The sequence below is a fragment of the Niabella hirudinis genome, from assembly GCF_051201075.1.
GTDB classification, from domain to species: Bacteria; Bacteroidota; Bacteroidia; order Chitinophagales; family Chitinophagaceae; genus Niabella; species Niabella hirudinis.
Map to the genome: position 1 here is coordinate 46827 of NZ_JBPEHJ010000010.1, position 25702 is coordinate 72528.

Annotated in this window: 22 protein-coding genes; 5 read left to right on the forward strand and 17 right to left on the reverse strand. The window is 48.1% G+C overall.

Going from position 1 to position 25702, the window contains the following annotated elements:
- The first annotated feature begins 472 nt into the window (after positions 1-472).
- Entirely contained in the window at positions 473-877 is a 405-nt protein-coding gene (arr, locus tag GGU45_RS17230) for an NAD(+)--rifampin ADP-ribosyltransferase (protein ID WP_435226965.1), read from the forward strand.
- Here arr and GGU45_RS17235 read toward each other — a convergent pair whose 3' ends face one another.
- The 11 genes from GGU45_RS17235 to GGU45_RS17285 form a co-directional block, all read right to left on the reverse strand.
- Positions 878-1117 carry a hypothetical protein gene (locus GGU45_RS17235; RefSeq protein WP_435226830.1) on the reverse strand — a complete coding sequence of 80 codons (240 nt, stop codon included), beginning with the start codon at positions 1115-1117 and terminating at the stop codon, positions 878-880.
- Positions 1118-1128: 11 nt separating this feature from the next.
- Positions 1129-3924: a glycoside hydrolase family 2 TIM barrel-domain containing protein gene (locus tag GGU45_RS17240; protein ID WP_435226831.1), complete on the reverse strand. Its 2796-nt coding sequence runs from the start codon at positions 3922-3924 to the stop codon at positions 1129-1131.
- A 655-nt stretch (positions 3925-4579) separates the two neighbouring features.
- Entirely contained in the window at positions 4580-5047 is a 468-nt protein-coding gene (locus tag GGU45_RS17245; RefSeq protein ID WP_435226833.1) for a DUF983 domain-containing protein, read from the reverse strand.
- 8 nt (positions 5048-5055) lie between these two features.
- Positions 5056-5940, reverse strand: coding sequence for a helix-turn-helix domain-containing protein (locus tag GGU45_RS17250; protein ID WP_435226835.1), 885 nt, complete (start codon positions 5938-5940; stop codon positions 5056-5058).
- Positions 5941-6027: 87 nt separating this feature from the next.
- Positions 6028-7044 carry a LacI family DNA-binding transcriptional regulator gene (locus GGU45_RS17255; protein WP_435226836.1) on the reverse strand — a complete coding sequence of 339 codons (1017 nt, stop codon included), beginning with the start codon at positions 7042-7044 and terminating at the stop codon, positions 6028-6030.
- A 300-nt stretch (positions 7045-7344) separates the two neighbouring features.
- Entirely contained in the window at positions 7345-8523 is a 1179-nt protein-coding gene (locus tag GGU45_RS17260; RefSeq protein WP_435226838.1) for a PepSY-associated TM helix domain-containing protein, read from the reverse strand.
- A 135-nt stretch (positions 8524-8658) separates the two neighbouring features.
- A complete protein-coding gene (locus tag GGU45_RS17265; RefSeq protein WP_435226840.1) occupies positions 8659-9189 on the reverse strand; it encodes a peroxiredoxin family protein in 531 nt (176 codons plus the stop codon).
- A gap of 24 nt (positions 9190-9213) precedes the next feature.
- Entirely contained in the window at positions 9214-9567 is a 354-nt protein-coding gene (locus GGU45_RS17270; protein WP_435226841.1) for a heavy-metal-associated domain-containing protein, read from the reverse strand.
- A gap of 80 nt (positions 9568-9647) precedes the next feature.
- On the reverse strand, positions 9648-11699 hold the full coding sequence (locus GGU45_RS17275) for a putative porin (protein WP_435226843.1): 2052 nt from the start codon (positions 11697-11699) through the stop codon (positions 9648-9650).
- A gap of 9 nt (positions 11700-11708) precedes the next feature.
- The gene (locus GGU45_RS17280) at positions 11709-12533 is read right to left on the reverse strand and encodes a purine-nucleoside phosphorylase (protein ID WP_435226845.1); all 825 of its coding nucleotides are present in this window, start codon (positions 12531-12533) and stop codon (positions 11709-11711) included.
- Positions 12534-12679: 146 nt separating this feature from the next.
- Complete coding sequence (locus GGU45_RS17285) at positions 12680-13141, reverse strand: hypothetical protein (protein WP_435226847.1); 462 nt, start codon at positions 13139-13141, stop codon at positions 12680-12682.
- Positions 13142-13274: 133 nt separating this feature from the next.
- On the opposite strand from GGU45_RS17285, the gene sucC reads away from it, so the two are divergent.
- Positions 13275-14486 carry an ADP-forming succinate--CoA ligase subunit beta gene (gene sucC, locus GGU45_RS17290; protein WP_435226849.1) on the forward strand — a complete coding sequence of 404 codons (1212 nt, stop codon included), beginning with the start codon at positions 13275-13277 and terminating at the stop codon, positions 14484-14486.
- Between the two features lie 349 nt (positions 14487-14835).
- On the opposite strand, the gene GGU45_RS17295 is transcribed toward sucC, so the two are convergent.
- Positions 14836-15798 carry an NAD-dependent epimerase/dehydratase family protein gene (locus GGU45_RS17295; protein WP_435226850.1) on the reverse strand — a complete coding sequence of 321 codons (963 nt, stop codon included), beginning with the start codon at positions 15796-15798 and terminating at the stop codon, positions 14836-14838.
- 176 nt (positions 15799-15974) lie between these two features.
- Between GGU45_RS17295 and kdsA the strand changes: the two genes are divergently transcribed.
- Both kdsA and GGU45_RS17305 read left to right on the forward strand, forming a co-directional pair.
- Positions 15975-16802, forward strand: a complete 828-nt coding sequence (kdsA, locus tag GGU45_RS17300) for a 3-deoxy-8-phosphooctulonate synthase (RefSeq protein ID WP_435226851.1) — start codon at positions 15975-15977, stop codon at positions 16800-16802.
- 10 nt (positions 16803-16812) lie between these two features.
- On the forward strand, positions 16813-17901 hold the full coding sequence (locus GGU45_RS17305; RefSeq protein ID WP_435226852.1) for a calcium:cation antiporter: 1089 nt from the start codon (positions 16813-16815) through the stop codon (positions 17899-17901).
- Between the two features lie 72 nt (positions 17902-17973).
- On the opposite strand, the gene GGU45_RS17310 is transcribed toward GGU45_RS17305, so the two are convergent.
- The gene (locus GGU45_RS17310) at positions 17974-18786 is read right to left on the reverse strand and encodes an SDR family oxidoreductase (RefSeq protein ID WP_435226853.1); all 813 of its coding nucleotides are present in this window, start codon (positions 18784-18786) and stop codon (positions 17974-17976) included.
- Between the two features lie 248 nt (positions 18787-19034).
- On the opposite strand from GGU45_RS17310, the gene GGU45_RS17315 reads away from it, so the two are divergent.
- A complete protein-coding gene (locus GGU45_RS17315; RefSeq protein ID WP_435226855.1) occupies positions 19035-20045 on the forward strand; it encodes a LacI family DNA-binding transcriptional regulator in 1011 nt (336 codons plus the stop codon).
- 16 nt (positions 20046-20061) lie between these two features.
- On the opposite strand, the gene GGU45_RS17320 is transcribed toward GGU45_RS17315, so the two are convergent.
- The 4 genes from GGU45_RS17320 to GGU45_RS17335 form a co-directional block, all read right to left on the reverse strand.
- A complete protein-coding gene (locus tag GGU45_RS17320) occupies positions 20062-21474 on the reverse strand; it encodes an alpha-L-fucosidase (RefSeq protein ID WP_435226857.1) in 1413 nt (470 codons plus the stop codon).
- Complete coding sequence (locus GGU45_RS17325) at positions 21464-22108, reverse strand: hypothetical protein (RefSeq protein WP_435226859.1); 645 nt, start codon at positions 22106-22108, stop codon at positions 21464-21466. Before GGU45_RS17325 ends, GGU45_RS17320 begins: the two co-directional genes overlap by 11 nt.
- Positions 22109-22203: 95 nt before the next feature.
- The gene (lolA1, locus tag GGU45_RS17330) at positions 22204-22851 is read right to left on the reverse strand and encodes an outer membrane lipoprotein periplasmic chaperone LolA1 (RefSeq protein WP_435226860.1); all 648 of its coding nucleotides are present in this window, start codon (positions 22849-22851) and stop codon (positions 22204-22206) included.
- 99 nt (positions 22852-22950) lie between these two features.
- On the reverse strand, positions 22951-25488 hold the full coding sequence (locus GGU45_RS17335; RefSeq protein WP_435226862.1) for an FtsK/SpoIIIE family DNA translocase: 2538 nt from the start codon (positions 25486-25488) through the stop codon (positions 22951-22953).
- Positions 25489-25702: the final 214 nt, after the last annotated feature.

Sequence of the window (25702 nt, forward strand, 5' to 3'; positions counted from 1 at the left end):
TGGTAATTTTTCCCGGCGCTGGCCGCCGGCCGGGCGGGTAACATGCGATTCAGCAAAACGGCACATCCTGGCCGCGGGAGCCATTACCATACAGTGTCCGGCGACTTTAAACAAAAACAATAATAATCAGAATATGGAATTTTCACCCTTTAACCCTGTTGTCAAATGCTGCATCCAGGGCATGAGCCTGGAGGAAAAAGGCCAGCCAGGGGAGGCCGCCAGATTATTTATGCAAGGCTGGAACGAAGCAACAACCGATTTTGAAAAATTTCTTGCGGCGTATTATGTAGCCCGGCATCAAAAAACGGTTTCCGGTAAACTGCAATGGCTTGAAACGGCATTGGAACATGCTTTAAAAATAAATGATACCGCTGTTACGAGTGCGTTTCCGGCCCTTTATGCAGCCATTGCCCAGTGCTATGAAACGCTGGGCGATACAAAAAAGTCGAAAGAGCACGCCGAATCAGCCCTTTTGTTTAAGAGCGCTCCCTCCGACAAAGGGCCCTTTTATCATGGCACAAAAGCAAATCTGCAGGTTGGGGATCTGCTTACAGCAGGCGGGGATTCCAATTATAAATCAGGGTTCAAAATGAATCATATTTACTTCACTGCGCTGGTGAACGGAGCAGGACTTGCGGCGGCATTGGCAAACGGATCCGGCCCCGAGCAGGTATATATCATTGAACCTACCGGTAGCTATGAAAATGACCCCAACCTGACCGACAAAAAATTTCCCGGTAATCCAACGCGCTCCTATCGTTCCCTGGCCCCACTGAAGATCGTTGGCAAACTGACCGATTGGGTAAGGTCCGCGCCCGAAGAGCTTCAGAAATTTCGTGAGAAATTAGCACAGGGCAATGGGGCAATCATTAATTAATCAGTTGACATAAGTAAATATTCCCGGTTTTTCATGCCACTCATGGCAGGGCAAAAGCAATTGCCATAAATGCCGGCCGGTATTGAGGTCGATGGCCGTAAGCGTACCCCAGGGAGGTGTAATTGCGGGCAATCCATTTTCATCCAGGAATTTGTTATAGCCATTAAATGCATAGGGTACTTTTGAGCCGGAGCCTGCAGACCCTCCCGCAGCCACGATCTGGCTACTGATCCCCCCCAAAAGCGCCACTACTATTTTGCGGATCGGGGCTGGTTAAAATCAAAAACGAGTTTCAACTGCAGCACGCCCGCGTAGAGTTTATTTGAATTGAAAGGGTTCAATGCTGCCTGCGGTCCCTGGAGACTGTCAAACTTGGTTCCAATGGCATTAATGCTATGTAAAAATGAGATGTCGCCGGGTGGATATTCGATGGCTGTTTTGGCCGGGAGCCGGGGCGCTGGCGGCGTAAACATCCGCAGGAAAATATCGTCGGACTCCACATATACCGTAAACCCTTTTTGATCCCTGCCGCCGATCTCCGCCCAATAAGTGCCGGCATGATAGCCTTTAAATTCCGGGTAAACATAACCCGATTCACCGGTTACCGTATTATTATACGCTTTTTCCCAAAGCCCGAAGGCAGCGCCCTTGATCCTGTTTTTATACACCCGGTAGGGACCATTGCCCAGCCAGCGCATGCCCGTTACTTCATTCTCCGGAAAGTCAAAAGAGATGCCCGCAAAAAGATTATTATTTTTCGGCTCATAATTTACCTCTAACCGAAGCAGGCCATCGGCTGCAATGATCCATCGGAAATGATTGCCGCTTTCATATAAGACCGAGAGGTATACCGTATCCCGCCGCTTATACGCTGCAACGGTTTTCAAAACCTGGTCGCGACCGATCAACACCGGTCCGTTTGACAGGGGAATAACCGTACCATTCCGGCTCACGCGCTTCAGTAAAGCTGTCTTTTTATCAAACCCGAACTGAAGCGGGCCAACAGCTACCTGCCAGCTATCCCCGGCTTCGGATAGCAGCGGAACACTGTATTGCTTTTTGGGGAGTGTTTCCGCCATACTTTGCTGCGCTTTTTTTACCGGCCAGGTCCAGTTATTGATCAGCCGGCCGTAAGCGTCCGTTGCTCTTATCGACAGCGCATCATATTGATGCCAGCCCTTTGGAAGCTTCACCTGTAAAACCGCTTTTTCCCCTGGTCCGGCAGTGAGACGGAGCAGTTCTTTATCGTGTTCTGTGATATCCGTTTTTTGGCCGGGATGCGTATAGTTTACCCACACGGCCTCAACCCGGCATTGTCTGAGGTTGGTAAAATCATAGCGGTTCTCAATGTGAAACCGCCCGTCAAAATCAGGAGTAATATAACGCTTCTCAAAAAACAGGGGCGCCCATATTTCCTTTATGGTGTAATAGCTGCCTTCCTTCTCAAGATAAGGACCCAGGATCCCATCCGGAGCATGGTTCCCATCGGTATCCAGGCTATCCTTACGATCCTTTCTTTGAACAGCCTCATCGGCATAGTCCCAGATAAAGCCGCCGGCACAAAGCGGGTCCTCCCACATCTTTTGCCAGTAATCTTCCAGTCCGGCCCCTGCCCCGCCATCGTACAGGCCGTGTAAAAACTCGGTAGGCATAAATATACTGCGCCGGCTATGGTCATCATGCGCCAGGTAATTGTAGCCGATATAATGCGCCGTATTAAATTTTCCGAACTGCTGCCAGGGATGCAGTACTTCCCGCTGCTGAATATCCAGCCTGCCAAATGCTGCATCCAGGTTATAATTATTGCCGCCCTCATTCCCATTATCCCATAATATAATGGAAGGATGATTGACATCCCTGATAACCATTTCTGTTAATAATTTCAGCCCAACCGTATCATCATAAGGTGGTTTTTGCCAGCCGGTGAGCTCATCCAGCACAAAAAGCCCTAAAGAATCACAGGCATCCAGAAAATGTTTTTCCGGCGGATAATGCGACATCCGGACGGCGTTCATGTTCATATCCTTCATCATATTCACATCCCGGATGCTTAAGGTTTTGGAAGAAGTACGTCCGTACTCCGGGTGGAACGTATGCCTGTTTACGCCTTTCAACCTCACCCGTTTCCCGTTTACATAAATACCATCCTCCGCACGTACTTCCACCGTTCTGAAACCAATGGTTTCATAATGGCGATGCAGCAGTTTACCCTCACTGTCCAACAGCTCAAATGCAGCGCGGTAGCGGTTGGGCGCCTCAGGCGTCCAGGCGAGCACATTACCGATCTTTCCTTTGACGGTTACCTTTGCACTGCCCACAGCGGCCGATAAAACAACCGTTCTTACCGTTTTGGACGGCGTTGCCGGCAATGGGGTTAATCGCACCTGCACCTTAGCTGCTTCGTTCAAATCCGACAGGTATACATCGGCGGCAAACGTTCCATCGCCCCTGGCATCCACGGCCACCCGTTCAATATTTACCATAGGTTTCGTCTCTAAATATACCGGTCTGAAAATACCGCCAAACATCCAGAAGTCGGCCGTACGTTCCGCTTCATTAACAGAGGCATTGCCGGAATGCTTTTTCACCAGTACTTCCAGCTCATTTTTACCGCCAAATTTTAACAGGGCTCCAATGTCATAGCGGAATTCATAAAACGCTCCCTGGTGCACCGGACCGGCAGGCTTTCCATTAATGCGGACTTCGGCATCGGTCATTACGCCTTCAAAAACAATACGCACTTCCTTATGCTTCCAATTTTCCGGAACGGTAAATGCGTAGCGGTAGGTGCCGGTTTCATTCAGCCGTTCTTTTAATGGATCGTGGCCATAGTTATAAGCGCCAAACCCCTGCTGTTCCCAGCAGGAGGGAACAGCAATGGTTGTCCATTTGCCGCTTCTCATGCCTGCCGAACAAAAGAAATCCCAGTTAACCGTTTGACCGGCACCGGTACCCGACAAATATTGCACCTGTGTATCCTGTGCCTGCAGTCCGGTGGCACCGGCAACCGCAAGAAATAAAAAACATATATAGCGCGTCCATTTCATTCGTATCTTATTTAATGATCCACTTTCCGGACAGGAGCCGGTTCGTGAGGACACGAACCGCTGCGGCAAATATGGAAGCTTAATTTCATTTGTATGTTTTCAACCTGGTTCGTGCGGGCACGAACCAGGGCAATGAGAAATGAGCTAAGCCCCGTTCAGCCGGCTCAATTCCGCATACCAACTCCAGCAGATCGTAGTTCGGACTGGCGCTCCGGGCGCGGCAATCGGATGGCGCCAGTTCCGGCTTTTCTGCAAAAGTGGTCAGCCTCAAAGCTAACATATCTTTCCAGGGTTGCAGCATTTTTTAAATAATCGTTGCCCCGGTGCATCCAGTGGTCGCGGATCATATTGATCCGGAACAAAGAAAAGGGAGGAATGAACCGTGGCTTATACACGGGAAAGCGGCTGTCTGTAAGGCCTTCATAGGTCCGCGATGCCGATCTTTCAGAAAGGAGGTGGCATAAGAAAGCGTTCCCGGAAAAAACTCCGCGAACAGCTCCCCGAAAGCCGCTTCACCGCCTTCGGGAACCCGGTATAGAACAGACTCAAAATCCAACTAACCAAAGACATTTACTGACAAAAAATATTTCCGGGATAAACATAGACCATACCCAGGCTCCGGAAAAAATAAAGATGTCATTGAAGATCCCTGAAGTCAGGTTCCCTGTTTTTTTACCCTCGATGGTGCGTTGGCGTACCACTTACGATCGTATCGTACAAAAAAGGAAAGCCAGATGGCACGGGACATGCGCATCAGCACCGGCTGTATCGCCACCAGGAAAATGGCATTAAAGATCAGCCAGTAGATCCAGCGGTCGTCATAGATACTGAGCCCGATAAATACCCACCAGAGCACCAGGGTAGCCACACTGAGTGCCACCGCAAGGCCGTAGCTAACGTAACCGGACCCAAAATAAAAGCCGGTCTCCAGCTCAAAGGGCTGCTTGCAAACCGGGCATTCTTTATACATCCGCATTGTGGTCTTTAGTTTATAAGGATTCTCTACTTCAAACATGCTGCTCCGGCGGCATCTCGGGCATTTGGACGCAAACACATTCAGGAAGCCGGGTACTTTATCCCGGTCGGTATCAATTGCAGTTTGATCAGTATTTACAGGTTCCATATCTGGTATTACTTTATAAATTGTTTTCGGAATTCATCAGGGCTTACTCCTTCATATTTTTTAAAGAACCGGCTAAAATACGCGTTATCTTCAAAGTTGAGTTCGTAAGCAATTTCGGTCACCGTCTTATTTACATTAATTAATAACCGCTTGGCCTCCAGCAGCACCCGGCTCCGGATCAGCTCCCCGGCGGTTTGCCCCACAAGATCCTGGCAAAGCGCATTCAGGTGATTGGGCGTAATATACAGCAGGTCTGCATAATCGCGGGGAAGCCGTATGGATTTATAGTGGGTATCAATTAACCGGCGCAAGTTATATAAAATAAGCTTCTTTTGTTCGGGAATGCTTTCAGATGCATATTCTGCCACTCCGCTATTGATCAGTAACAGGATCTGTAGCAACAAGACCCGGCTTATATCTGGCGGAGCATCGGGATCTGAAGCCGTCTCAATAAGCGCTTCAAACAGCTCCGGTACTTTTTTGCGAAGCCGCGCGGGCAGCCGAAACACCCCTTCGGTGCTTACACCGCTAAAAAGAGAAAACCGCTCCAGGTAATACGGATTAAACAGAAAATCCCGGAAAAAATGATCCGGAAAATTAACCACATACCCTTTTATGGCGGATGTAAAATGCCAGCTATGCACCTGGCCCGGTATCATACCATACACCTGGAAGGGCTGTACCTCAAACCGGTCGAAGTCGATGGTATGCCGGCCTTTTCCCGAGATAAAAAGTACCATGTGATAAAACGAATGCCGGTGCGGCTGGTGCAGATGCTCATAGTGCTTTTCAAGATAAGAAGAAAAATATTCAGCCTGCAAACCAGTCTGCCGCTGGGACTCCTGAACCAGGTTGTGGATAGAATAAACAGGTATCTTTTTCTTTTGTATCACCAATGTTATTGATCCGGCAAAGGTACAGAACCTTCTTTCTGCAGTATGGACTATAATCAGGTATTTATGGTACTTTTTACCGATCGGCTATTTTCCGGTAGATTCCCGTTTGATCAACACGGAGTCCATATTAATGATTTCCGGCATATAGCGCGATGGTTTTTCAAGGGCCTGGATCAATTGCTGCACCGCTGCCTGACCAATTTCAAAAGCAGGCTGGGTAATGGTAGACAGCGAAGGCTGGAGCAAATGAGCCGTGGGCATATTACTAAAGCTCAACAGCTTTAGTTTGCCGGGCATATCAATACCATGTTTGCGACAAATATCATAGGCAATCAGCGCATGTGTTTCTACCGAAGTAAATAAACCATCTGGCGCGTTCTTTTGCAGTAACGCATTTTCGATCAGCGTAGCATCATGCTCATAATCTTTATTACTGGTCAGGATCCATTCGGGGCGCACGGCAATACCGGCATCTTCCAATGCTTTCCTGTATCCCGCAAGCCGGTCAATGCCGATAGATATTTTGTCGGACACCTGGCAATGTGCAATCCGCCTGCAACCCTGCTCAATCAGGTACCGGGTGCCGTTATAAGCGCTTGCATAATTATTGGTGGTAATAATACTGGTATCGAACCCCTTGGCAACCCTGTCGAAAAAAACAACCGGTACGCCTTTTTCCTGCAGGTGTTTGAGGTGATCCGTGTCATCAATAGGGCTTGTTAGGGAGATCACCACCCCGTCTACACGGCCGTTGGTCATGTGCCGTACCACCTCCTTTTCATATTCCGGGTTCTCATTGGTAATATAAATCAGCACATGGTAGCCCCGGTCATGCGCCGTTTCCTGTATAGCTTTGATGGCGAAAATGAAAAAATTGTTGATAATATCGGGAACTACTACTGCAATGGTTTTGCTCTTAAATTTGCGTAAACTGCCGGCATAGGGGTTGGGCTCATAATTCAGTTCCTGCGCAAGGTCCATTACCCGCTTCTTTGTATCGGCACTGATCTCATGGCTATCCCGCAGCGCCTTTGAAACAGTGCTTATAGAAAGATGTAAAAGAGACGCCAGCTTTTTTAAATTGATCGGTTCCATGTTCATCCCTACCCCATTTTTTTTACTTCTTTTCAGGAATGAAGATAAGCAATTAATGATGGCAAACAACCATCCGGATTTCCGCTCATCCAATAGTTACGTAAACGTTGCCGGGAGAAAGGTTTAAGGCTGAATAGGGAATAATCAATGATCAATAGGGAAACAGGGGCGTTTTTTGATACGGGATACTGGTCACAATTCTCAATCCTCCCCCGAAACTCCGGGGCTCAAAGCGAACAGCTGAGCGCTAAGGAGGCATTTAATGTTTCACATTCCCACTCCCGATAGTCATCGGGATCCACATTCTCAAATCGCCGCCGCCACGGGCTGTGCTTTTGCAGGCAGTTTTACATTTTTATTCCGGGGCTTTTTCTTTTTCAGCTTATTCAGCCAAATAATAGTGCCGGTAACCGGTAAGCTGGTAGCAATGAGGCAACAGATAAAATAAATGATTTTTGAAAAAAGACCATAAATTTCCCCCGTGTGAATGGGGCGGATACTGGCGGCTATCTTTTGCCCTGCAGTTTTTGACGCAAAAAGCTCTTTTTTTAGCAGGGCGCCGCTATAGGCATCAATAATCAAACGGTCGGCAGCGGCACTGTTCCAGGATGCTTCATTGGTTTTGGAAATACTGAATGTTCCGAAACTGTCGGCAGGAAAACTCAGGCGGGTAATGCCGGTATAATTCAGTTGGTTATTTCCTATAGCCAGTGCCTTATCTGCGGAAAGCATTGCCGTTTGGCCGGCTGCCGACTTTAGCGGTTTTTCTTTTTTGCCGCCAAACACTTCGGCTCCCAATACTTTTGATGCTCCCGTTTTGTACCATTCAAAGGACCAGCACAGGCCGGTAAGCGACATTATCAGCAAGAAGATAAAGGAATAAAACCCCAGCACATTATGCAGGTCATGATTGATGCGTTTCCATTTTCCGGAAAAGAGGATGGCCAGCCCCTGTTTCCAGTAGCGCAATCGCCGCGGCAGCCATAAAATAATGCCGGAAAGTAACAGCAGTACAAAAATGAGGGTGGCAATGCCCACAATAATGCGCCCCACAGACTGCTCCATCAGCAGCCAGCGGTGCAGCTTCATCATCGTCATAAAAAACTTACTGCTCCCCGTTTCTGTATTACCGGCAATGGTTCCGGTATACGGGTTTACCAATACCGTTTTCCCGCGGCCCTTTTCCTTTCCCTTTGGTTTTAAGGAAAACGACCAGGCCTTTTGCGGCACAGCGGGAATGGTAATGCCCGCAACCGGGCTTCCCTGTTCCTTTTCTACCGCTGCCACCAGCGTTTGCAGGGGCAACGCATGCAGCCCCTCGTTATAGTCAACAAAGTAGACTTTCTTATTCAGCCGCTCTTCTATTTCGGTCCGGAACGTATAAATTGTTCCTGAAAGACACACTAAAAAGAGTACGATTCCACTAGCCAGCCCCAGCCAGAGATGGATGTCATTAAAAAATTTTCTGAATCTGCCGCGATGCATAGGCCGCAAAATTATCGGCCGATGAGGGTGTTGCAGTTACGAAATCGGGAAAAAAATATTCATATAGTTTGTACCCCCAAACCACTGCGATTAGTTTTTGATTCGCAGGAACACAAATCAGCGCATGGCGGAATGTCATTGCCGTTCCTGCACAAACGCTGCCGAGTCTGAAGCAAAACGTTTTAGCAGCAGCTTCCTGAATCCACGAGGATCACCGGTAAGCAATGCTGCGGCATCTGTGGCAATGATCTTCCCTTCCGGATCCACAAGAAATGAAGCGGGCAGCGCACCGGCGCCCCATCTGCAGGCAGCACAGCCCTCCTTTCCTGTGTCATCGAGCAACTGGGGCCAGGTCATCTTATCGGCCATAATGGCGTTCTTCCATTTTTCCTTTTCAGTATCCACGGAGATGCCCAGGATCTCAAAAGGCAGATCACGGAAGCGCCGGTATTGCCGGGCCAGCTTCCGGTTTTCAATCCTGCAGGGCATACACCAGGATGCCCAAAACTGAACCAGCACCATACGACCTTTATAACTGTTTAGCGAAACCGGGGCTCCATTTTGATCCGGCAAGGTAAATACAGGAGCCGCAACCGGCTTTACGATGGTTTGAGCCACCGTAGACGCTGCTGAAATAATAAATACCAGAACGATGAAGGCCCGCATGATCACCGGGAGCCGTTTTGCAGATTATTGCCGAACTTCAGCATAGGTCTTTGTTCGCTCATACCGGCAGCAGGCATGCAACTTTTCGTAGGCGGCATCCTTGCCCCTGATGTCCCGGGTATCATACCCTGCATCTGCCACGGCGTTTTGAATTTTGCTGCTGTTTGTTTTTTTAGCATTGTATTTTACCGAAAGCAGTTTTGTGGGAATGTCCCAAACGGCTTCTTTGGCTCCGGCTGTTTTGGCGGCTTTCTCGATCGTTTTTTTACACATGCCGCAATTTCCTGAAACTGGTATTTTTTCGGTCTTCGCCTGTGCATATACCCCGGGAGCAATCAGCAGCATTAATCCCAGGAGAATACTTCCCAATTGTTTCATATTTTATTTATTTAAAATAACTATCTCTTATGGAGACAACCTTTCTTTCAAACAGGTTGTATGAGAAATGGTTCACCGCGCTAATTAACAAATCCCCAGAATACGCCCAGGCGAATCAGCAAGCCCGGGTACGGGTAGTCGGTAGCGGCAAAATTATTATTGCTGAATCCCCAGTTAGTACCCAGCTTCCGGAAGGTATTCAGGTTTTCCGCCCGCACAAAAGCTTTAAAGGAGTTGATACGAAAATTGAGGTAGGCGGCAATATTGGGCAATTTGTACTGCACCGTCTGATCGTCCTGGTAAAAAAACTGACCTAATACCGGGGAATATCCATCGCCTTTGTAATTGGTGCGGTATTTTGCTTCAAAACCCATGGCAATATTGAGCTTGGGATAGCCCAGCTTTCCCTCATAGCCAAAACGGTTTCGGGTATAGATGGCGGGTATATGCAGGGGTGCACCGCCAACCACCTGCTGAAAATATACTTCGGTACGCCATTTCCACTGTTTGGTCTTTCCGGCCTCAAACACCTTGTTGGCACCAATCTGCAACACGTTGAATATGGCGTTGTATTGGTTGATCTTATAAAAATCGGTGTAATAGGAATAGTTGGTCATCAGGTAGTAATGCCCTGTAAGTCCCAGCTTGAGCAGGGGCTGATAAACGACCGCATACAGATGGGTTATATTCTCTTTTTTCAGACCAGGATCTTCATTCCCTCTAAAATAAAAGCTGCTGATGGGGTTCTGCATGATAAATGAGGGTGTCCGGTTCACGTTTTGCGCACCCAGCAGCAGGCTCCCGATCTTCTTTCCAAGCAAACTCCGGATGCTGGCCCCCGCCTCGTAATCGCCGGCGTTCATCCCTGCGAAATAGATCTTTCCATCGGCCATCATATCCCATTTCTGGTTTTTGGTACGGTTGCGATATTCGCCATGTCCGTATATATTGTAGTAATTCTTTTTTTGGCGCGCCCCGATCAGCTCCAGCACATTTTCGCGCTGCAGGGTATCAAAAGTCCCTGCCAGGTTTTGTACACCGGCCCCCAGCTTAATAAACTGCTGGGTATTCTTTTCATCGGGGAAGGTATAGATCGAAAAATCATTGACCATCTCCTTCCAATCATCCCGCTTTGAAAATACACTGCTGCCCCCGGCGAGCGTCAAATCATAAAACTCCCTGTAATAATCAGCAGCGGGGGCTGCATCTGTAAACAGGAAGGTATATTTACTATACCTGATGGTATGTTCTAAACGAACCCTCGGAAAAAACAGCGGCACTACCGTGCTATCCGTTACCAGGGAATCTTTACGTCCAAAATCATACTGCTGGCGCATCAGCGCGTTAAAATCGGCATACTTATTCCCCGTAGTAACATTGGTATTGAAAAAATCGGCGGAATAACGCGAGTCGCCACCCAGGCGTACCGGGATGTAATCCCTCCGGTCGTAGTCTGCACTGTCTATAAAGGCGCTATTGGTGATACCTCCGTTTTCGGTATTTTGCAATTTATTGGCAACAAGTATAAAATAGTTGCGGTATCTGCGGTTAACAGACTGCACCCAGTTGGTGATCAGGTAGCTGTTATGCGATGATTTCTGGTTCAGAAAAATACCCGGGGAGTTTAACAGGCGATAAGAGAAATGGATATTCCAGTTAGGGCCCCTGTTTTGTGTGTGCATCAGTTCAATAAACTGCTCTGACCGTGTGCCCAACAGGTAATTCAGTTCGGAGTAAGGGCGGGTGGCGGTAAAGAACCGTGCATTTTCAATAGTGTATTTATAACTATCAAACGCGTGAAACCCCGGATCCCAACCCGATTTCATCCTGGGTGCAAACAGGTAAGACTGGGCAGCATTGCCAAAGTTTCCCGTGTAATTATACTCGGCCGGTATGGGGTAATACTGCGTCAGATCGTTGATGGATGAATCCAGCTTATAATTTCGCGCCGTATCCAGGTAACGGTAGCTAATGGTGATGGAATCTTCAAATTTATCGCGCCGGGCAAGGCTGTCGTTACCCGAGCCAACGTTTTTTATACCCCGGAACCGGTTGCCCACCCCACCCATGGGGTCCTGCGCCTGTGCGTAAACAGCCGTTATTAGAAAGAATAAAACAAAATAAAACCTCATGAATCGAATTTATGCGCGGGCCACCATTTCTGTAAACAAATATGCCAGCTTGGGTTCCGCCGCCCTGGCTGCTTCCAGCACTTCTTCGTGCGTGATCACGTTTTCCTCCTCCCGGATACCCAGGTCGGTGATGATGCTCACTGCAAAAACCTCCAGTCCCATATGATTGGCCACAATAGTTTCCTGCACCGTGCTCATACCCACGGCATCAGCACCCAGTATATGAATCATTTTATATTCGGCGCGCGTTTCAAAAGTAGGGCCGGTTACGGCATAATAAACCCCTTCGCGAATGGGAATGCCGGCCCCGCTGCAAATGTCTTTTGCCCTTGCTATAAGGCTTTTCTTATAGGGTTCGCTCATGTCCGGGAACCGGGTTCCCCATGCATCAATATTCCTTCCCACAAGCGGGTTGGGCGTACCAAAACTGATATGGTCATTGATGATCATAATATCGCCAACGGAAAAGCCGGGGTTTACCCCGCCCGCGGCATTACTCAGCAATAGTTGCCGGATGCCTAATAATTTTAATACACGGATGGGGAAAACCACTTCCTGTGGTGTATATCCTTCATAAAAATGGAACCGGCCAGCCATTGCCACCACTTTTTTACCGGCAAGCTCCCCAAAAATCAATTTGCCGGAATGCCCTTCCACCGTTGAAACCGGAAAGTTGGGAATGGCCGTATAAGGCACTTCTTTTTCTACGGCGATGGCTGCGGCAAAATTGCCCAGCCCGCTGCCCAGTACAATGCCCAATTCCGGGGTTGCCGGGTATTGCGCCTGCAGAAAAGCCACGGTTTCCCGAACCTGCTCCACTATGGATTCTGACATAGATCTTTGAATTAAGTGTGGGCAAATATAATGAAACTAACAGCTACAGCCGCTTCCCATAAAAGAATCGGGTGTTTCTTCTAAAACTCTTAACATTCAAAATCTATGACTGACCGCGGCCGGTGCAAATCCCCGCCGCGGAGGGTTTAACCCTTGCTGCGCAGGGTGGCAATCTTCTTTTCCAGGCTGGCCACCTTATCATTCGTTTTTGAGACAGTACGCTGCATAGTTCCAACACTGGAAGTCAGTTTTTCTGCCTTATTGCTGCTGGAGGATGCGCTTTTGGCCGCCTTTTTCGCCTTTCGCGCCAGTTTTTCATCGCCGGGGTTCCTTGCCATCTTCTGCGCATAGTCCTTGCTCTCGGCAGCAGCCTTTGCGGCATCCTTGTTGGCCTTTTCGAGATCCCCCTGCAGCTTCACCAGTTTGTTCTGGTACTCGGCCAGGTTCAGCTTTTGCTTATTCAGCTCCGTAGTTTGTTTCAGAATTTCTTTATGCAGCTTCAGGCTTTTAATAGAATCGGCTGAAATAGATTGCGCCTGTGTAAAGGCAGCAGTTGAAAGCAGCAACAGCAGCAGCATCAGCAGCCGGCCGGGTGTATTCTTTTTCATACTCTTTATATTATTTTTTTAAAGATACGATTTTATAAATGACCGTCCCGGAGTTTTAAAGGTTGCGCTGCACCTGAAAGTTTCCTCTGAATCCTTATCTTCGTGCCAAAGTTTTTTACTAAAATCAATACAGATGAATCTTCATGAATATCAGGCCAAAGAGTTATTAAAAAAATACAACGTTCCCGTACAGGAAGGTTATGCCTGCAGCTCCGTGCAGGAAGCTGAAGAAGCTTACCGGAAGATCAAAACCGACAGCGGCAGCAAGTTTGCCGTTATTAAAGCACAGATTCATGCCGGTGGACGCGGAAAGGGCGCCATCAAAGAAACTGGTATCAACGGGGTTAAAGTAGCCAAGTCCCTGGAAGAAGTGGAGGAGTTTGCCAAGGGCATCCTCGGCGGAACACTGGTAACCGTACAGACGGGACCTGCGGGAAAAGTTGTCAACAAGATTTTTGTAGCCCAGGACATGTATTATGATGGCTCGTCTGAAAGACAGGAGTTTTATCTTTCTATACTGCTGGACCGCAGCAAGGGGCAGAACGTGATTATGTATAGCACTGAAGGTGGTATGAGCATTGAGGACGTAGCGCATGAAACCCCTGAGAAGATCTTTAAGGAGTGGGTACACCCTTCGGGCCGTTTACTGGGATTCCAGGCACGCAAGATTGCGTTTAACCTGGGCCTCAGCGGCGCCGCTTTTAAAAATTGCGTAAAATTTGTAACCAACCTGTATGATGCCTATGTTGGACTGGATTGCAGCATGCTGGAAATTAACCCCCTGTTTAAAGCAGCCGATGATAAGATCATTGCAGTGGATTGCAAGATGAACCTGGATGACAACGCGATGATGCGGCATCCGGACCTGGCTTCGCTGCGCGATGTTACCGAAGAAGATCCTACAGAAGTGGAGGCGGGTAAATACAACCTGAACTTTGTAAAATTAGATGGCAATGTAGGTTGCATGGTAAATGGTGCAGGCCTGGCGATGGCCACCATGGATATGATCAAATTAAGCGGCGGAGAGCCGGCCAACTTCCTGGACGTGGGCGGCACTGCTAATGCCCAAACGGTTGAAGCCGGTTTTAAAATCATAATGAAAGACCCGGCCGTAAAAGCGATCCTGATCAATATTTTTGGAGGTATAGTGCGCTGCGACCGTGTAGCCGCCGGCGTTATTGAAGCCTACAAAAACCTGGGCAATATTACCATTCCGATCATTGTGCGCCTGCAGGGTACCAATGCGGAGGAAGCAAAAAAACTCATTGACGAGAGCGGACTGAAAGTAGAATCCGCTATCTTGTTAAGCGAAGCCGCCGACCTGGTGAAGAAAGCCGTAGCATAGTTTTATTTTATTTACTTTTAATGATGGGCAGTCACTTTTAAAGTGGCTGCTTTTTTTGTGGGGTGTCTATTCTTTTAGCTGATAGTGAGATGTTGATAGTGAGAGGCTAAAGCAACAAAACTCAGAATAAAACTTCAGGGCCTTACGACACCGACTGAAAGGGGTGGCGGTTTTGATTACAGAAATCCGGTTCAGGATATAAACCCGGACGACATTGACCAGATATCGGTTCTGAAAGGAGCGGCAGCAAAGGCACAATGCTTTGGTGATAGTGACGAAACGCCGTTTCAGGTTTAAACTTTAAGGTTGGAACCTAACCTGAAACCTGTGGAACTTTAAACTTGAAACCTCACCCCTGGGAGGCTTCCGTCTCCGGCAAATGCTTCAGCATATCCTCCGTCATGGTAGCCAAACTGTACTCGTGTTTCCATCCCCAATCGTTACGGGCAACGGTATCATCGATGCTCTGCGGCCAGCTATTGGCGATCTCCTGGCGATAGTCAGGGGAATAGACAATCTCAAATTCCGGTATATGTTTTTTTATTTCTGCAGCAATCTCTTTTGGCGAAAAACTGATACCGGTCACATTATAAGAAGTCCTTATGGAGATTTTCTCTGCCGGCGCCTCCATAAGCTCTATGGTAGCCCGGATCGCATCCGGCATATACATCATAGGCAGGTAAGTATCTTCCTGTAAGAAGCAGGTATACTTTTTTTCTTCCAGCGCATCATGAAAAATTTCAACCGCATAATCAGTGGTACCTCCCCCCGGGGCCGACTTATAAGAGATCAAACCCGGGTAGCGGATACTTCTTACATCTACCCCATATTTCATATTATAGTAATTACACCAGAACTCACCGGCGTATTTACTGATTCCATACACCGTGGTGGGCTCAATAATGGTTTGCTGCGGACAATTTTGCTTGGGCGATGTAGGACCAAAAACGGCAATAGATGACGGCCAATACACTTTTTGAATATGTTCTTCACGGGCAACATCCAACACATTGAGCAGCCCCTGCATATTCAGGTGCCAGGCCAGGCCGGGATTCTTTTCGCCGGTGGCGGAAAGGATGGCCGCCAGCAGGTAGATCTGGGTGATGTTTTGACGGATGACCTGTACATGCAGCATTTCCTTATTCATTACATCCATGCTTACATAGGGGCCAGAGCCTTTTAAAAGGGGATTTTCTTCCCGCAGGTCAGAAGCCACCACGTTATTATTTCCGTAGATCTCCCTTAAAGCCAGGGTTAGTTCCACACCGATCTGACCGGAAGCGCCGATTACCAGGATCTTTTCTTTTGTCATGCTGCAATATTTTGAAATGCAAATATAAAGGCAGAATTATCAGGTTTGAAAGACTGTGCAATCGTTTGAAATGAGCTTTTTTTTGTGCAAAAAGAATTGCGCAACGGTAACAGCTTCTTTTTAAGGCCACAAACCCGTTTTGGGCCAACTGCCCGCTACCGGTTATATTTGCACTTATGGAGCAGTTCTTAACCGATCTTTTTGCCGGACAACAATACGAACCTGACAACTTTTTCCTGCTGGCGGGGCCCTGCGTGGTGGAAAGCGAGCCTTTGGTGATGGAAGTGGCCGAAAGGGTATCCACTATCTGTAAAAACCTTGGAATACCCTATGTGTTTAAATCATCCTACCGGAAGGCCAACCGCACCAGCGCCAGCTCCTTTACGGGCATTGGGGACGAAGCGGCGCTGCAACTCTTAAAAGCAGTGAAAGACCGTTTCCATATTCCTACGGTCAGTGATATCCACGCACATGAGGAAGCCGCCATTGCTGCTGAATATGTGGACATGCTGCAGATACCCGCTTTCTTAAGCCGGCAGACCGATCTGCTGGAGGCTGCCGCCCAAACCGGAAAAGTAGTAAACATTAAAAAAGGACAGTTCCTCAGCGGGCCTTCGATGAAGTTTGCCGCCGATAAAGTAAAACAGGCAGGGAACCCAAAAGTGATCCTGACGGAGCGGGGCAACAGTTTTGGCTACCAGGACCTGGTGGTTGACTTCAGGAATATTCCCTGGATGAAGGAGCACGGCGTACCCGTGGTAATGGATTGTACACATAGCCTGCAGCAGCCCAACCAAACCAGCGGCGTAACAGGCGGCAACCCGGAGCTGATCGGAACTATCGCAAAAGCGGCCATTGCAACCGGTGCAGACGGACTTTTTATTGAAACGCATCCCAACCCGGCGATTGCCAAAAGCGACGGGGCCAATATGCTGCACCTGGACCACCTGGAACCCTTACTGGAGCAGCTGGTCCGAATCCGGAAAGCCCTTACCACCAGCTGAATCATCCTTTATGAAATTAAACCTGTCATTGCCCTCCTGGACATCTATTACGCCCGCTATCGCATGGGTGGCCTATTTCACTATGGGTTCCCTGACAGGAACGCTGCCCCTGATCATTCTCTGCATTATACTCATCGCCGGGGTTCTGGCTGCCGTACACCATGCCGAGGTGGTGGCCCATCGCGTGGGAGAGCCCTTCGGAACCATTATTCTTGCACTGGCCGTAACCGTCATCGAGGTTTCGCTTCTCGTTTCATTGATGTCGTCCGGCGGGACGAATACCGCAGCGCTGGCACGGGACACCGTATTTGCAGCCATCATGATCATCCTTACTTTTATTATCGGCATCTGTATCCTGATTGGCAGCGCCAAATACCGGGAGCAATTTGTGACCAAGCACGCTGCGACATCGGCCCTGGTAGCGCTTACGGCCATCCTGGTATTAACCCTGGTGTTGCCCAACTACACGGTAAGCCAGCCGGGACCGCAGTATACGCAGCCACAGCTAATTTTTGCGGCGGTGGTAAGCCTCATCATCTATGCCAGTTTTGTGATGATCCAGTCCATCCGTCACCGCGACTATTTTTTACCCGCCGATGCAGACGCAAGGGAAAACGAAGACAGGCATGCAGCGCCGCCTTCCAATAAAACCACATTTACCAGCCTGGCATTGCTGATCGCCTGCCTGGGCGCCGTGGTACTGCTGGCAAAAATGCTATCGCCTTCCATCGAAGCAGGGGTGGCTTCTATTGGCGCGCCTCATTCGCTGGTGGGCATCATTATTGCCATGGTGGTTTTGTTGCCGGAATGCATTGCGGCCATACAGGCAGCCCGCAGGAACCGGCTACAAACCAGTATGAACCTGGCCCTGGGTTCGGCACTGGCGAGCATCGGACTTACCATCCCGGCAGTAGCCGTCTATACCCTGTTTAGCCATACTCCCGTGTTGCTGGGGATCGATACAACATCGGTGGTATTGCTGATTCTTTCCATCTTTACCGTAATGCTTTCCCTGGTAACCGGCAAAACCAATATCCTGTATGGAGTAGTGTTGCTGGTAATTTTTGCGGCATATTTGTTCCTGACTATTTTCCCATAGAGCGGCCATCATTACCAGTGGCGAATTTGGAGCTGCACGAGTTACAGCCGGTTAACGCCCATCGAACGCCTGTCATACACCGCTAAAAACGGAGAACCCTCCATCTACATTAATCACCGTTCCGGTTACAAAACGGGAGGCATCGCTCAGCAACCACACCAGCACGCCATTCAGTTCTTCCGGCTCACCCAATCGTTTAAAAGGTGTGTGCGCTACTACTGCCGCTCCGCGTTCGGTAAAGCCCCCTTCGGGTGTAGTAAGCAATTCCCTGTTTTGTTCTGTTAAAAAAAAGCCCGGTGCAATGGCATTCATCCGCACCGCATCTCCATAGCGGTTTCCCAGTTCCATGGAAAACCATTTTGTATATGCATCGATAGCGCTTTTGGCAAGACTGTATCCCAGCACCCGGGTAATGGCCCGCTGGGAGGCCATAGAAGATATATTTACGATGCTGCCGCCCCCATTTTCAGCAATCACTTTTCCAAAGACCTGTGTGGGCAGCACGGTTCCCATTAAGTTCAGATCCATCACCTGGCGCAAAGCAGTTATGTCAAGGTCAAAAAGGCCCATGTCTTTTTGTATAATAGCGTTCTTCATATTGCCGCCCGCCGCATTTACAAGGCCATCAATGCGACCAAATGCGGCCAGGATCTTATCCCTGCCGGCAACGAGGTTTTCTTCGCTGGTTACATCGGCAATAACGGAAAGCGCGCGGCCTCCGTTTTCGATTACCTGTGCTTCCCGTTCTTTTGCTACTTTTTCATTTCTGCCCATAATTACAACAGCTCCGCCTGCGGCCGCAATCCCCTCTACAAAAGCCTTTCCAAGAATACCGGTGGCTCCTGTAACTACAATCACTTTCCCCTTAAGGTTAAACGTTGTCATATTTTTTTATTTATGCGTAAAAGTCAAAACCAGGCAAAAGTTAGTCTGCATTTCATCTGGCATTAAAAATGAATTCAAGCGGTTGTCCATCTTAAATCTGCACGAATATATTATTTATAGCCCCTGGTTTCAACAGCAGATTCTGCAATAGTCCATTAATTCAGTATTACAACGTTTGAATAAAAAAAAGTTTTTTTTGAAAATCAGGATTTTTTCAGAACATTTGACAAAACAGCCGGGCATCTATTTTGAAAAAAGGAGTTACCATAAAAGACATTGCCATAAAACTCAACATGTCTATTTCGACCGTTTCAAAAGCATTGAGCAACAACACCAGCATCAGTACTTTTACAAAAGAACGGGTGGCAAAACTGGCAAAGGAATGGAACTATATCCCCAACGAAGCAGCACGGCATTTTAAGCAGAGCAAATCATTTACACTGGGCCTGGTGATTCCTGATCTGATGGACCAGTTTTACGTACAGGCTATTAACGGTGTGGAAGCCGTAGCCGGTAGCAATAAATACCAGGTTATTGTAGCCCAGTCGCATGAAGACACCGGTAAGGAAGAACAGATCATCCAGAACCTCATCAGCAACCGGGTGGATGGAGTCATCATTGCCATCTCGAAGACTACAAAGAAAACAGAGCTGTTTCAGCGGCTGGAGCAAACCGGCATTCCCGTAGTTTTTCTATCGCGTTCTCTGAACGACTCCGCATTTGACGCCGTTGCCACAGATAATGAAAACGGAGCGGCCCTTGCCATTGACTACCTTGTTAAAAAAGGACATCGCCGCATTGCCCATCTTATGGGGCCAAAGGCACTGGGGACCAGTCATCTCCGGCTTGAAGGCTATCGTAACGCTCTTGAAAAAAGGGGGATCCCCTATGATCCTGCATTGGTAAAGGAAATTGATTTTTCTGTTGGCAAAACCAGCAAAATGATGCGGGTGTTGTTTGAACTCCCTGATCCGCCCACCGCATTTTTTACGTTCAAAAGCTATGTAAGCCTTGATGCCCTACGTCTCATCAAGGAACAATATCCTCAAAAATTGCAGCAGACCGATATTATTGGCTTTGGCAACCTGCCGCTGATCCAATACCTGGATCATAAACCCTGCGCATCCATTGATGAAAATTCGTTCGATATGGGAACTACAGCCGCCGAGTTGCTGTTAAAGCATATCGACAACCAGGAGGATGCCCCCCTACCTGTTTCCCAAATACGTATTCCCTGCAGGCTTATTGTGCATCAGTAACAACAGCAAGACAGTCTTATTGCCGCTGCACTTTAAATACGTATACGGGAGCTATTGCCGGCAACTGTGCAGGCATGGTAATGGCAAGCCCCTCTTTTTGCTGCTGCCATTTTACCGCTTTTTTACTGCCAAGCAGCGTAATACTCTTTATTTGTATTTTTTCTTCAGGCATTGATTTTATAAGCAGTCTGGACTGTTTCCAGCTGCGTGCATATATGTACACATACATTCCCTTTTGCGAAAAATAAATATCCGGCGCTACCTGTTTTGAGGTAAAATCATTATCAGATTTACCCATTACATCTCCGTGCGTATCTTTTAACTCAATGGCATTTTCATTTAATATCATCCAGGGCTTCACACCATAGATCGCTTCGTTGTTTATGTGCATCCACCGGCCAATCGCTTGCAGGCGCTCTTTTGCAGGAGCGGGAAAACTGCCCGATGCGGTAGGGCCTACATTTAAGAGCAGGTTGCCGCCCTTACATACAATTTCTACCAGCTGACGAACGAGCAGTTCCGGCGATTTCCACGCCGTATCAAACTTACTGTAACCCCATTTACCACTCATCGTAATACAGGATTCCCAGGGTTTATGAACCGTTTTATTTTCAATTTTTTGTTCCGAAACCGAATAGTCGCCCAGTCCGTTCCCAATGCGGCTATTAACAATACAACCCGGCTGCAGCTTCTTAATCATCGTATACAGCTCCTGACTTTGGGCCCTGCTTATTTTTTCGGGTGTATCAAACCAGATAATTCCAACAGGACCATACTGGGTTAGCAACTCCCGTACCTGTGGTTTCACCTTGCGTTCAAAGTATTTCGATAAATCTTTTTTATCCTCATCCGGATAATCCCATGTATTGCTGCGCCCGGCTTTTACCGGCCAGTCGGTGGGCACATCAGGATCGGCCCAATCCCTGCCCAGCGAATAATAAAAACAAAGTTTTAGTCCGTATTTTTTACAGGCGGCCGCCAACCCCTTCATGGGGTCTATATGTGCCGGACTCATTTTTACAATATTATAATCGCTGGAGGGGGAATCAAACATTGCAAAACCCTCATGATGCTTTGCGGTTATTACAATATAGGTCATGCCGGCATCCCGCGCCATTTTTACCCATGCATCCGGATCGTAATTATTAAGTGTAAGGCTGTCCGAAAGACGGGCATAGGTGGCCAGGGGAATTCGTTCGCCCAGCATAAAATGTTCGTTGCTTTTTTGAGGCTTACCGTTGGAGTGGCCGATGGAATACAATCCCCAATGCAGGAATAATCCAAACTTTCCGTTCTGCCACCACTGCATATTAGCGGGGGTTTGTGCATTAGCACAATGGCAAACAAAAAGCATAACAAGCCAGAACAGGTTTATTTTTTTCATATTGATATTTGGACGCTGTATAAATCCGGGTTCGTCAGTAAGCATACTTTCTTTTTTTACGTTTAAAATAAACATACCCATTCCCTGCAAGATAATAAAAACGGCGACCTGACAATTGGTTTACCGACGACCTGTGATGCTGCTTCAGATTTATATATCTATTCGCGGTAGTTAGTAGTTGCTGAGCCTGTAGCCGGATCGGATTCTCTTCCCTGTTACCACCGCCAAGGGGGGCTATTTCATCGAAGAAATACGTTCGCTCCAGTATACCCGTTTTTATATAAAACGTTACACCATCACCATCCAAGAAAGCGATACTGCGGCAGGCACTATCGCTTTGACAGTTTTTAATGGTTGCAATACCTGCCGCTGCAAGCTGGCTCATTACCTGCCTGACCGTATCCGGTGGAATATTTTTTGTTTTTATTACTTTCCGGCTACTCCAAGGCGCAGCACGATTCCAAAGCCGCTTTAGCCCGCGGCCGGAGGGTGCATTTCCTTTATAGAATACTGCAGTATATGTACCGGCATATTGGGAGCCGCCACGTTCTGTTAAACAGATACTCTGTTGCCCGTAGCTTAAAGCTATTTTATATGCACGCACAATCCCATTGCTGGTCTGGGAACCGGCAATCAAATGATGTAATACAAATAGCGTTATAAATACCAGCGGCCTCATCTTGAAATGTATTGGGTTAAGCTTCTGAATGCCTCAGCAAACTCATCTGCCAACAGGGCAGGCCGCGCAGAGATCCAACCTGGACGTATACCCAATTACCGAAGGTCCACTACTTCTACACCGGGATACTTTGCCTGGTCGAAAGAAAATTGTGCATCTGCCAGTGGTGTGTTTGCCTTCAGGTTGCCTACGCTGTAAACGGTACGGTTGCCGCTTTTTTCTACAATGGTGGCGCTGGCAATGGTTTTGGAAGCCTTGTCCACCGCAAGGTACAGGCGGCTAAAGGCCTTGTTTTTATCAATCGGCTGCATGATAATAATATGTACCGGCTTGCCCGCTACCTTAGCATCGTTGCCCATCACATACATAAAATCCTTGCTGTAAAAGTCAGTAAACAGTTTCTGCGGAGTGATTGTGCTCTCCGATTTGTTGGCATTGTTCACGGTTACTTCCTTACTGGAGGGATCATAGTTCCATACCGTTTTTCCATCACTGAAGATCTTATTGTTTCCAAAACTGATATTGAATTTATCGCCCTTCATATTGATAGTGCCGTTTTTCTTTGCCATCACCTTTCCCTGTGCATTCTGGCTGGCATAAGCAAAGGTTGCGCTTACGGTTTGATAAGATTTAAATTTTTCACTTGCCGCATCAAGGATGGCTTTTGCTTTAGGATCTCTTTGTTGTGCAAATGAAAAAAGCCCCATGAACAGCAAAGCGGCACCTACACATAATTTCTTCATACGATATTTTCTTAGAATTTGTTTACAAATTTTTATTTCTCCTTTTTGAGACGTCCGAATTGTTTCCGGGTTGCGCTGTTTAACAGTTTTTAACAGATTTTAACCCAACATTTCCAGGTGTTGCTGCAGTTCGGCCTCTGTTTTAATCAGCACCTCCCGGGCCTTGCTTCCCTGGTTGGGCCCTACGATACCTGCCTGCTCCAGCTGATCCATCAGGCGGCCCGCCCGGTTATAGCCCAGCTTCATCCGTCGCTGTAATAAGGAGGTTGATCCGATTTGGTTGGCTACAATGAGCCGGGCCGCATCCTCGAATAGTGAGTCCCGGTCGTCCAGGTCAAAATCGCCGCTTTCCAGGTCTTTTTCGTCAATATACTCCGGCAGCAGAAAGGGCTGCGGGTATCCTTCCTGGTAGGCAATAAAGTCGACCACTTTATCTACCTCCGGCGTGTCCACAAACGCGCATTGCAGCCTTGAGATTTCACCGTTCAGGCTAATCAGCATATCCCCCTTCCCGATCAGCTGATCGGCGCCTCCCGCATCAAGGATTGTGCGGCTATCGATCTTGCTGCTCACTTTAAAAGCAATACGGGCCGGGAAATTGGCTTTGATGATACCGGTAATAATATTTACAGACGGGCGTTGCGTAGCAATAATGAGGTGGATGCCAATAGCCCGGGCCAGCTGCGCCAGGCGGGCAATGGGCATTTCCACTTCCTTGCCGGCCGTCATAATAAGATCTGCAAACTCATCCACTACCAGCACAATAAATGGAAGGAACTGGTGTCCTTTTTCCGGGTTGAGCTTACGCGCCGTAAATTTGGCGTTGTACTCTTTAATATTCCGGCAACCGGCGTCTTTCAGCAGGTCGTAGCGGTTATCCATCTCAATACACAAGGCATTAAGCGTATTGATCACTTTTTTGGTATCGGTGATGATCGCATCCTCCTCATTGGGCAGGCGCGCCAGGAAGTGGTTCACAATCTGGCTGTAAACACTCAGTTCCACCTTTTTGGGATCCACCAGTACAAACTTTAACTGCGATGGATGTTTGCTGTATAACAGGGATACCAGGATGGCGTTGATGCCAACGGATTTTCCCTGACCCGTAGCCCCCGCCATCAGCAGGTGCGGCATAGTAGCCAGATCTACAATAAAGTTCTCATTATCGATCCTCTTTCCCAGCGCAATCGGCAATGAAAAACTGCTGTTCCTGAATTTATCAGAAGCCAGCAATGTTTTCATACTTACGATGGTCTTACGCGCATTGGGTACTTCAATACCGATGGTGCCCCGGCCGGGAATGGGAGCAATGATCCGGATACCGAGGGCCGACAAGCTCAGCGCAATATCATCCTCCAGGTTTTTGATCTTTGAGATGCGCACCCCGGCAGCAGGAACAATTTCATAAAGCGTAACCGTAGGGCCTACGGTAGCGCTTATTTTTTGTATTTCGATATCATAGTTTCCCAGGGTCTTGATGATCTGGTTCTTATTATTTTCCAGCTCTGCCGGATCCTGCACCACACGCTCGCTGCCATGCGACTCTAACAGGTCCGGCGATGGCTTTTTATAACCTTTAAGATCCAGGGTTGGCTCATAGGCCTTGTTTTTTTCTGCCGGCGCTGTGGCGGCAGCCGGTGTAATAGGGGCTGAGTTAATTTCCAGCTTCAGATCCTCTTCTCCCGGTTTCACCGGCTTTACCGGTTTGTTAATAACGGGCAATTCCAGTTCCTGCGTTGGCGGCTCCGCAGGGGCTTCTTCAACCGCCGGCGGTTTCCGGGTTTCGGGTTTCAGAACGGTGATCCGCTCATATCCCTCTTCCTCCTCTTTAGCCTGAACCAACGGCTCCTTATTGATCAGTTTAATATCATATTTGGGGGTTTCAAGCCCGGTATCAATTACCAGTTTGGCGCCGCCGGTTTCGGTAACGACAGCCTTTTTTTGCGATGTCTCTTCCGCCATTGCGGGAGCCGCTTCATCTGCTGCCAGCGGGCGCATCAGCTTTTTAGGGAAATTAAAGACGGGGTTAAACTGCCAGATGAAATATGCAATCACGATCAATGCCAGCACCGCACCTGCGCCAATTGTTCCCAAAGAACCCGTAAGCCACCCGGCAATCATGTTGCCTACACCCCCACCCCATCTAAATTCTTCGTTGGGCAGCAAGTAGGCCAGTATGGCCGAAACCACCAGCATTCCAAGGGTCACATACTTCATGTTGCGCCATACAGAAAACACCCGGCGCCGCCACAAAAGATTTACCCCTACCACGAAAAAGAACGTGCAAATGAGGATAGCGGCCACGCCAAAAAGCCGGGAAATAAAAAAATGCGCCGTCAGAGCCCCCAGCTTCCCCAGGAGGTTCAATATCTTCACATCCGGATCCCAGAGGATTTCATTGCCGCGGGAGATCTGCGTATAGTCCTGCCGCCATGTAAAGAAATAAGAAATAAAGGAAATGATTAAAAAGAAGGAGATCAGCAGGAAGGTAGTTCCGGCAATTTTCCAGGTGCGTTCGTCTTTGGCCAACTCCTTCAGCTGAACCTTTTCCTCTTTTTCAACTTTCCAGGTACCTGTCGTGTTTTTATTATTCCGCGTTATTGGTTTTTTATTCTTCGGTTTACTCTTAGTCGCCATAGGCGCAAAGATACTATTACTGGCTAAAGAGAATTTGAAAATGTGGAAATTTGAGAATATGAAAATGTGGAAATAGGTCGGACTGTCAGGCATGAAGGCTGCTCCTGGCCTTAAACAGCTTTTAGCTGTTAGCTATCAGCCTTTAGCAGGTCCGGGAACAGGAAGTATAAAAGCGGAACAAAACGGCAATAATGTGGAAATGTGGGAATGTGAA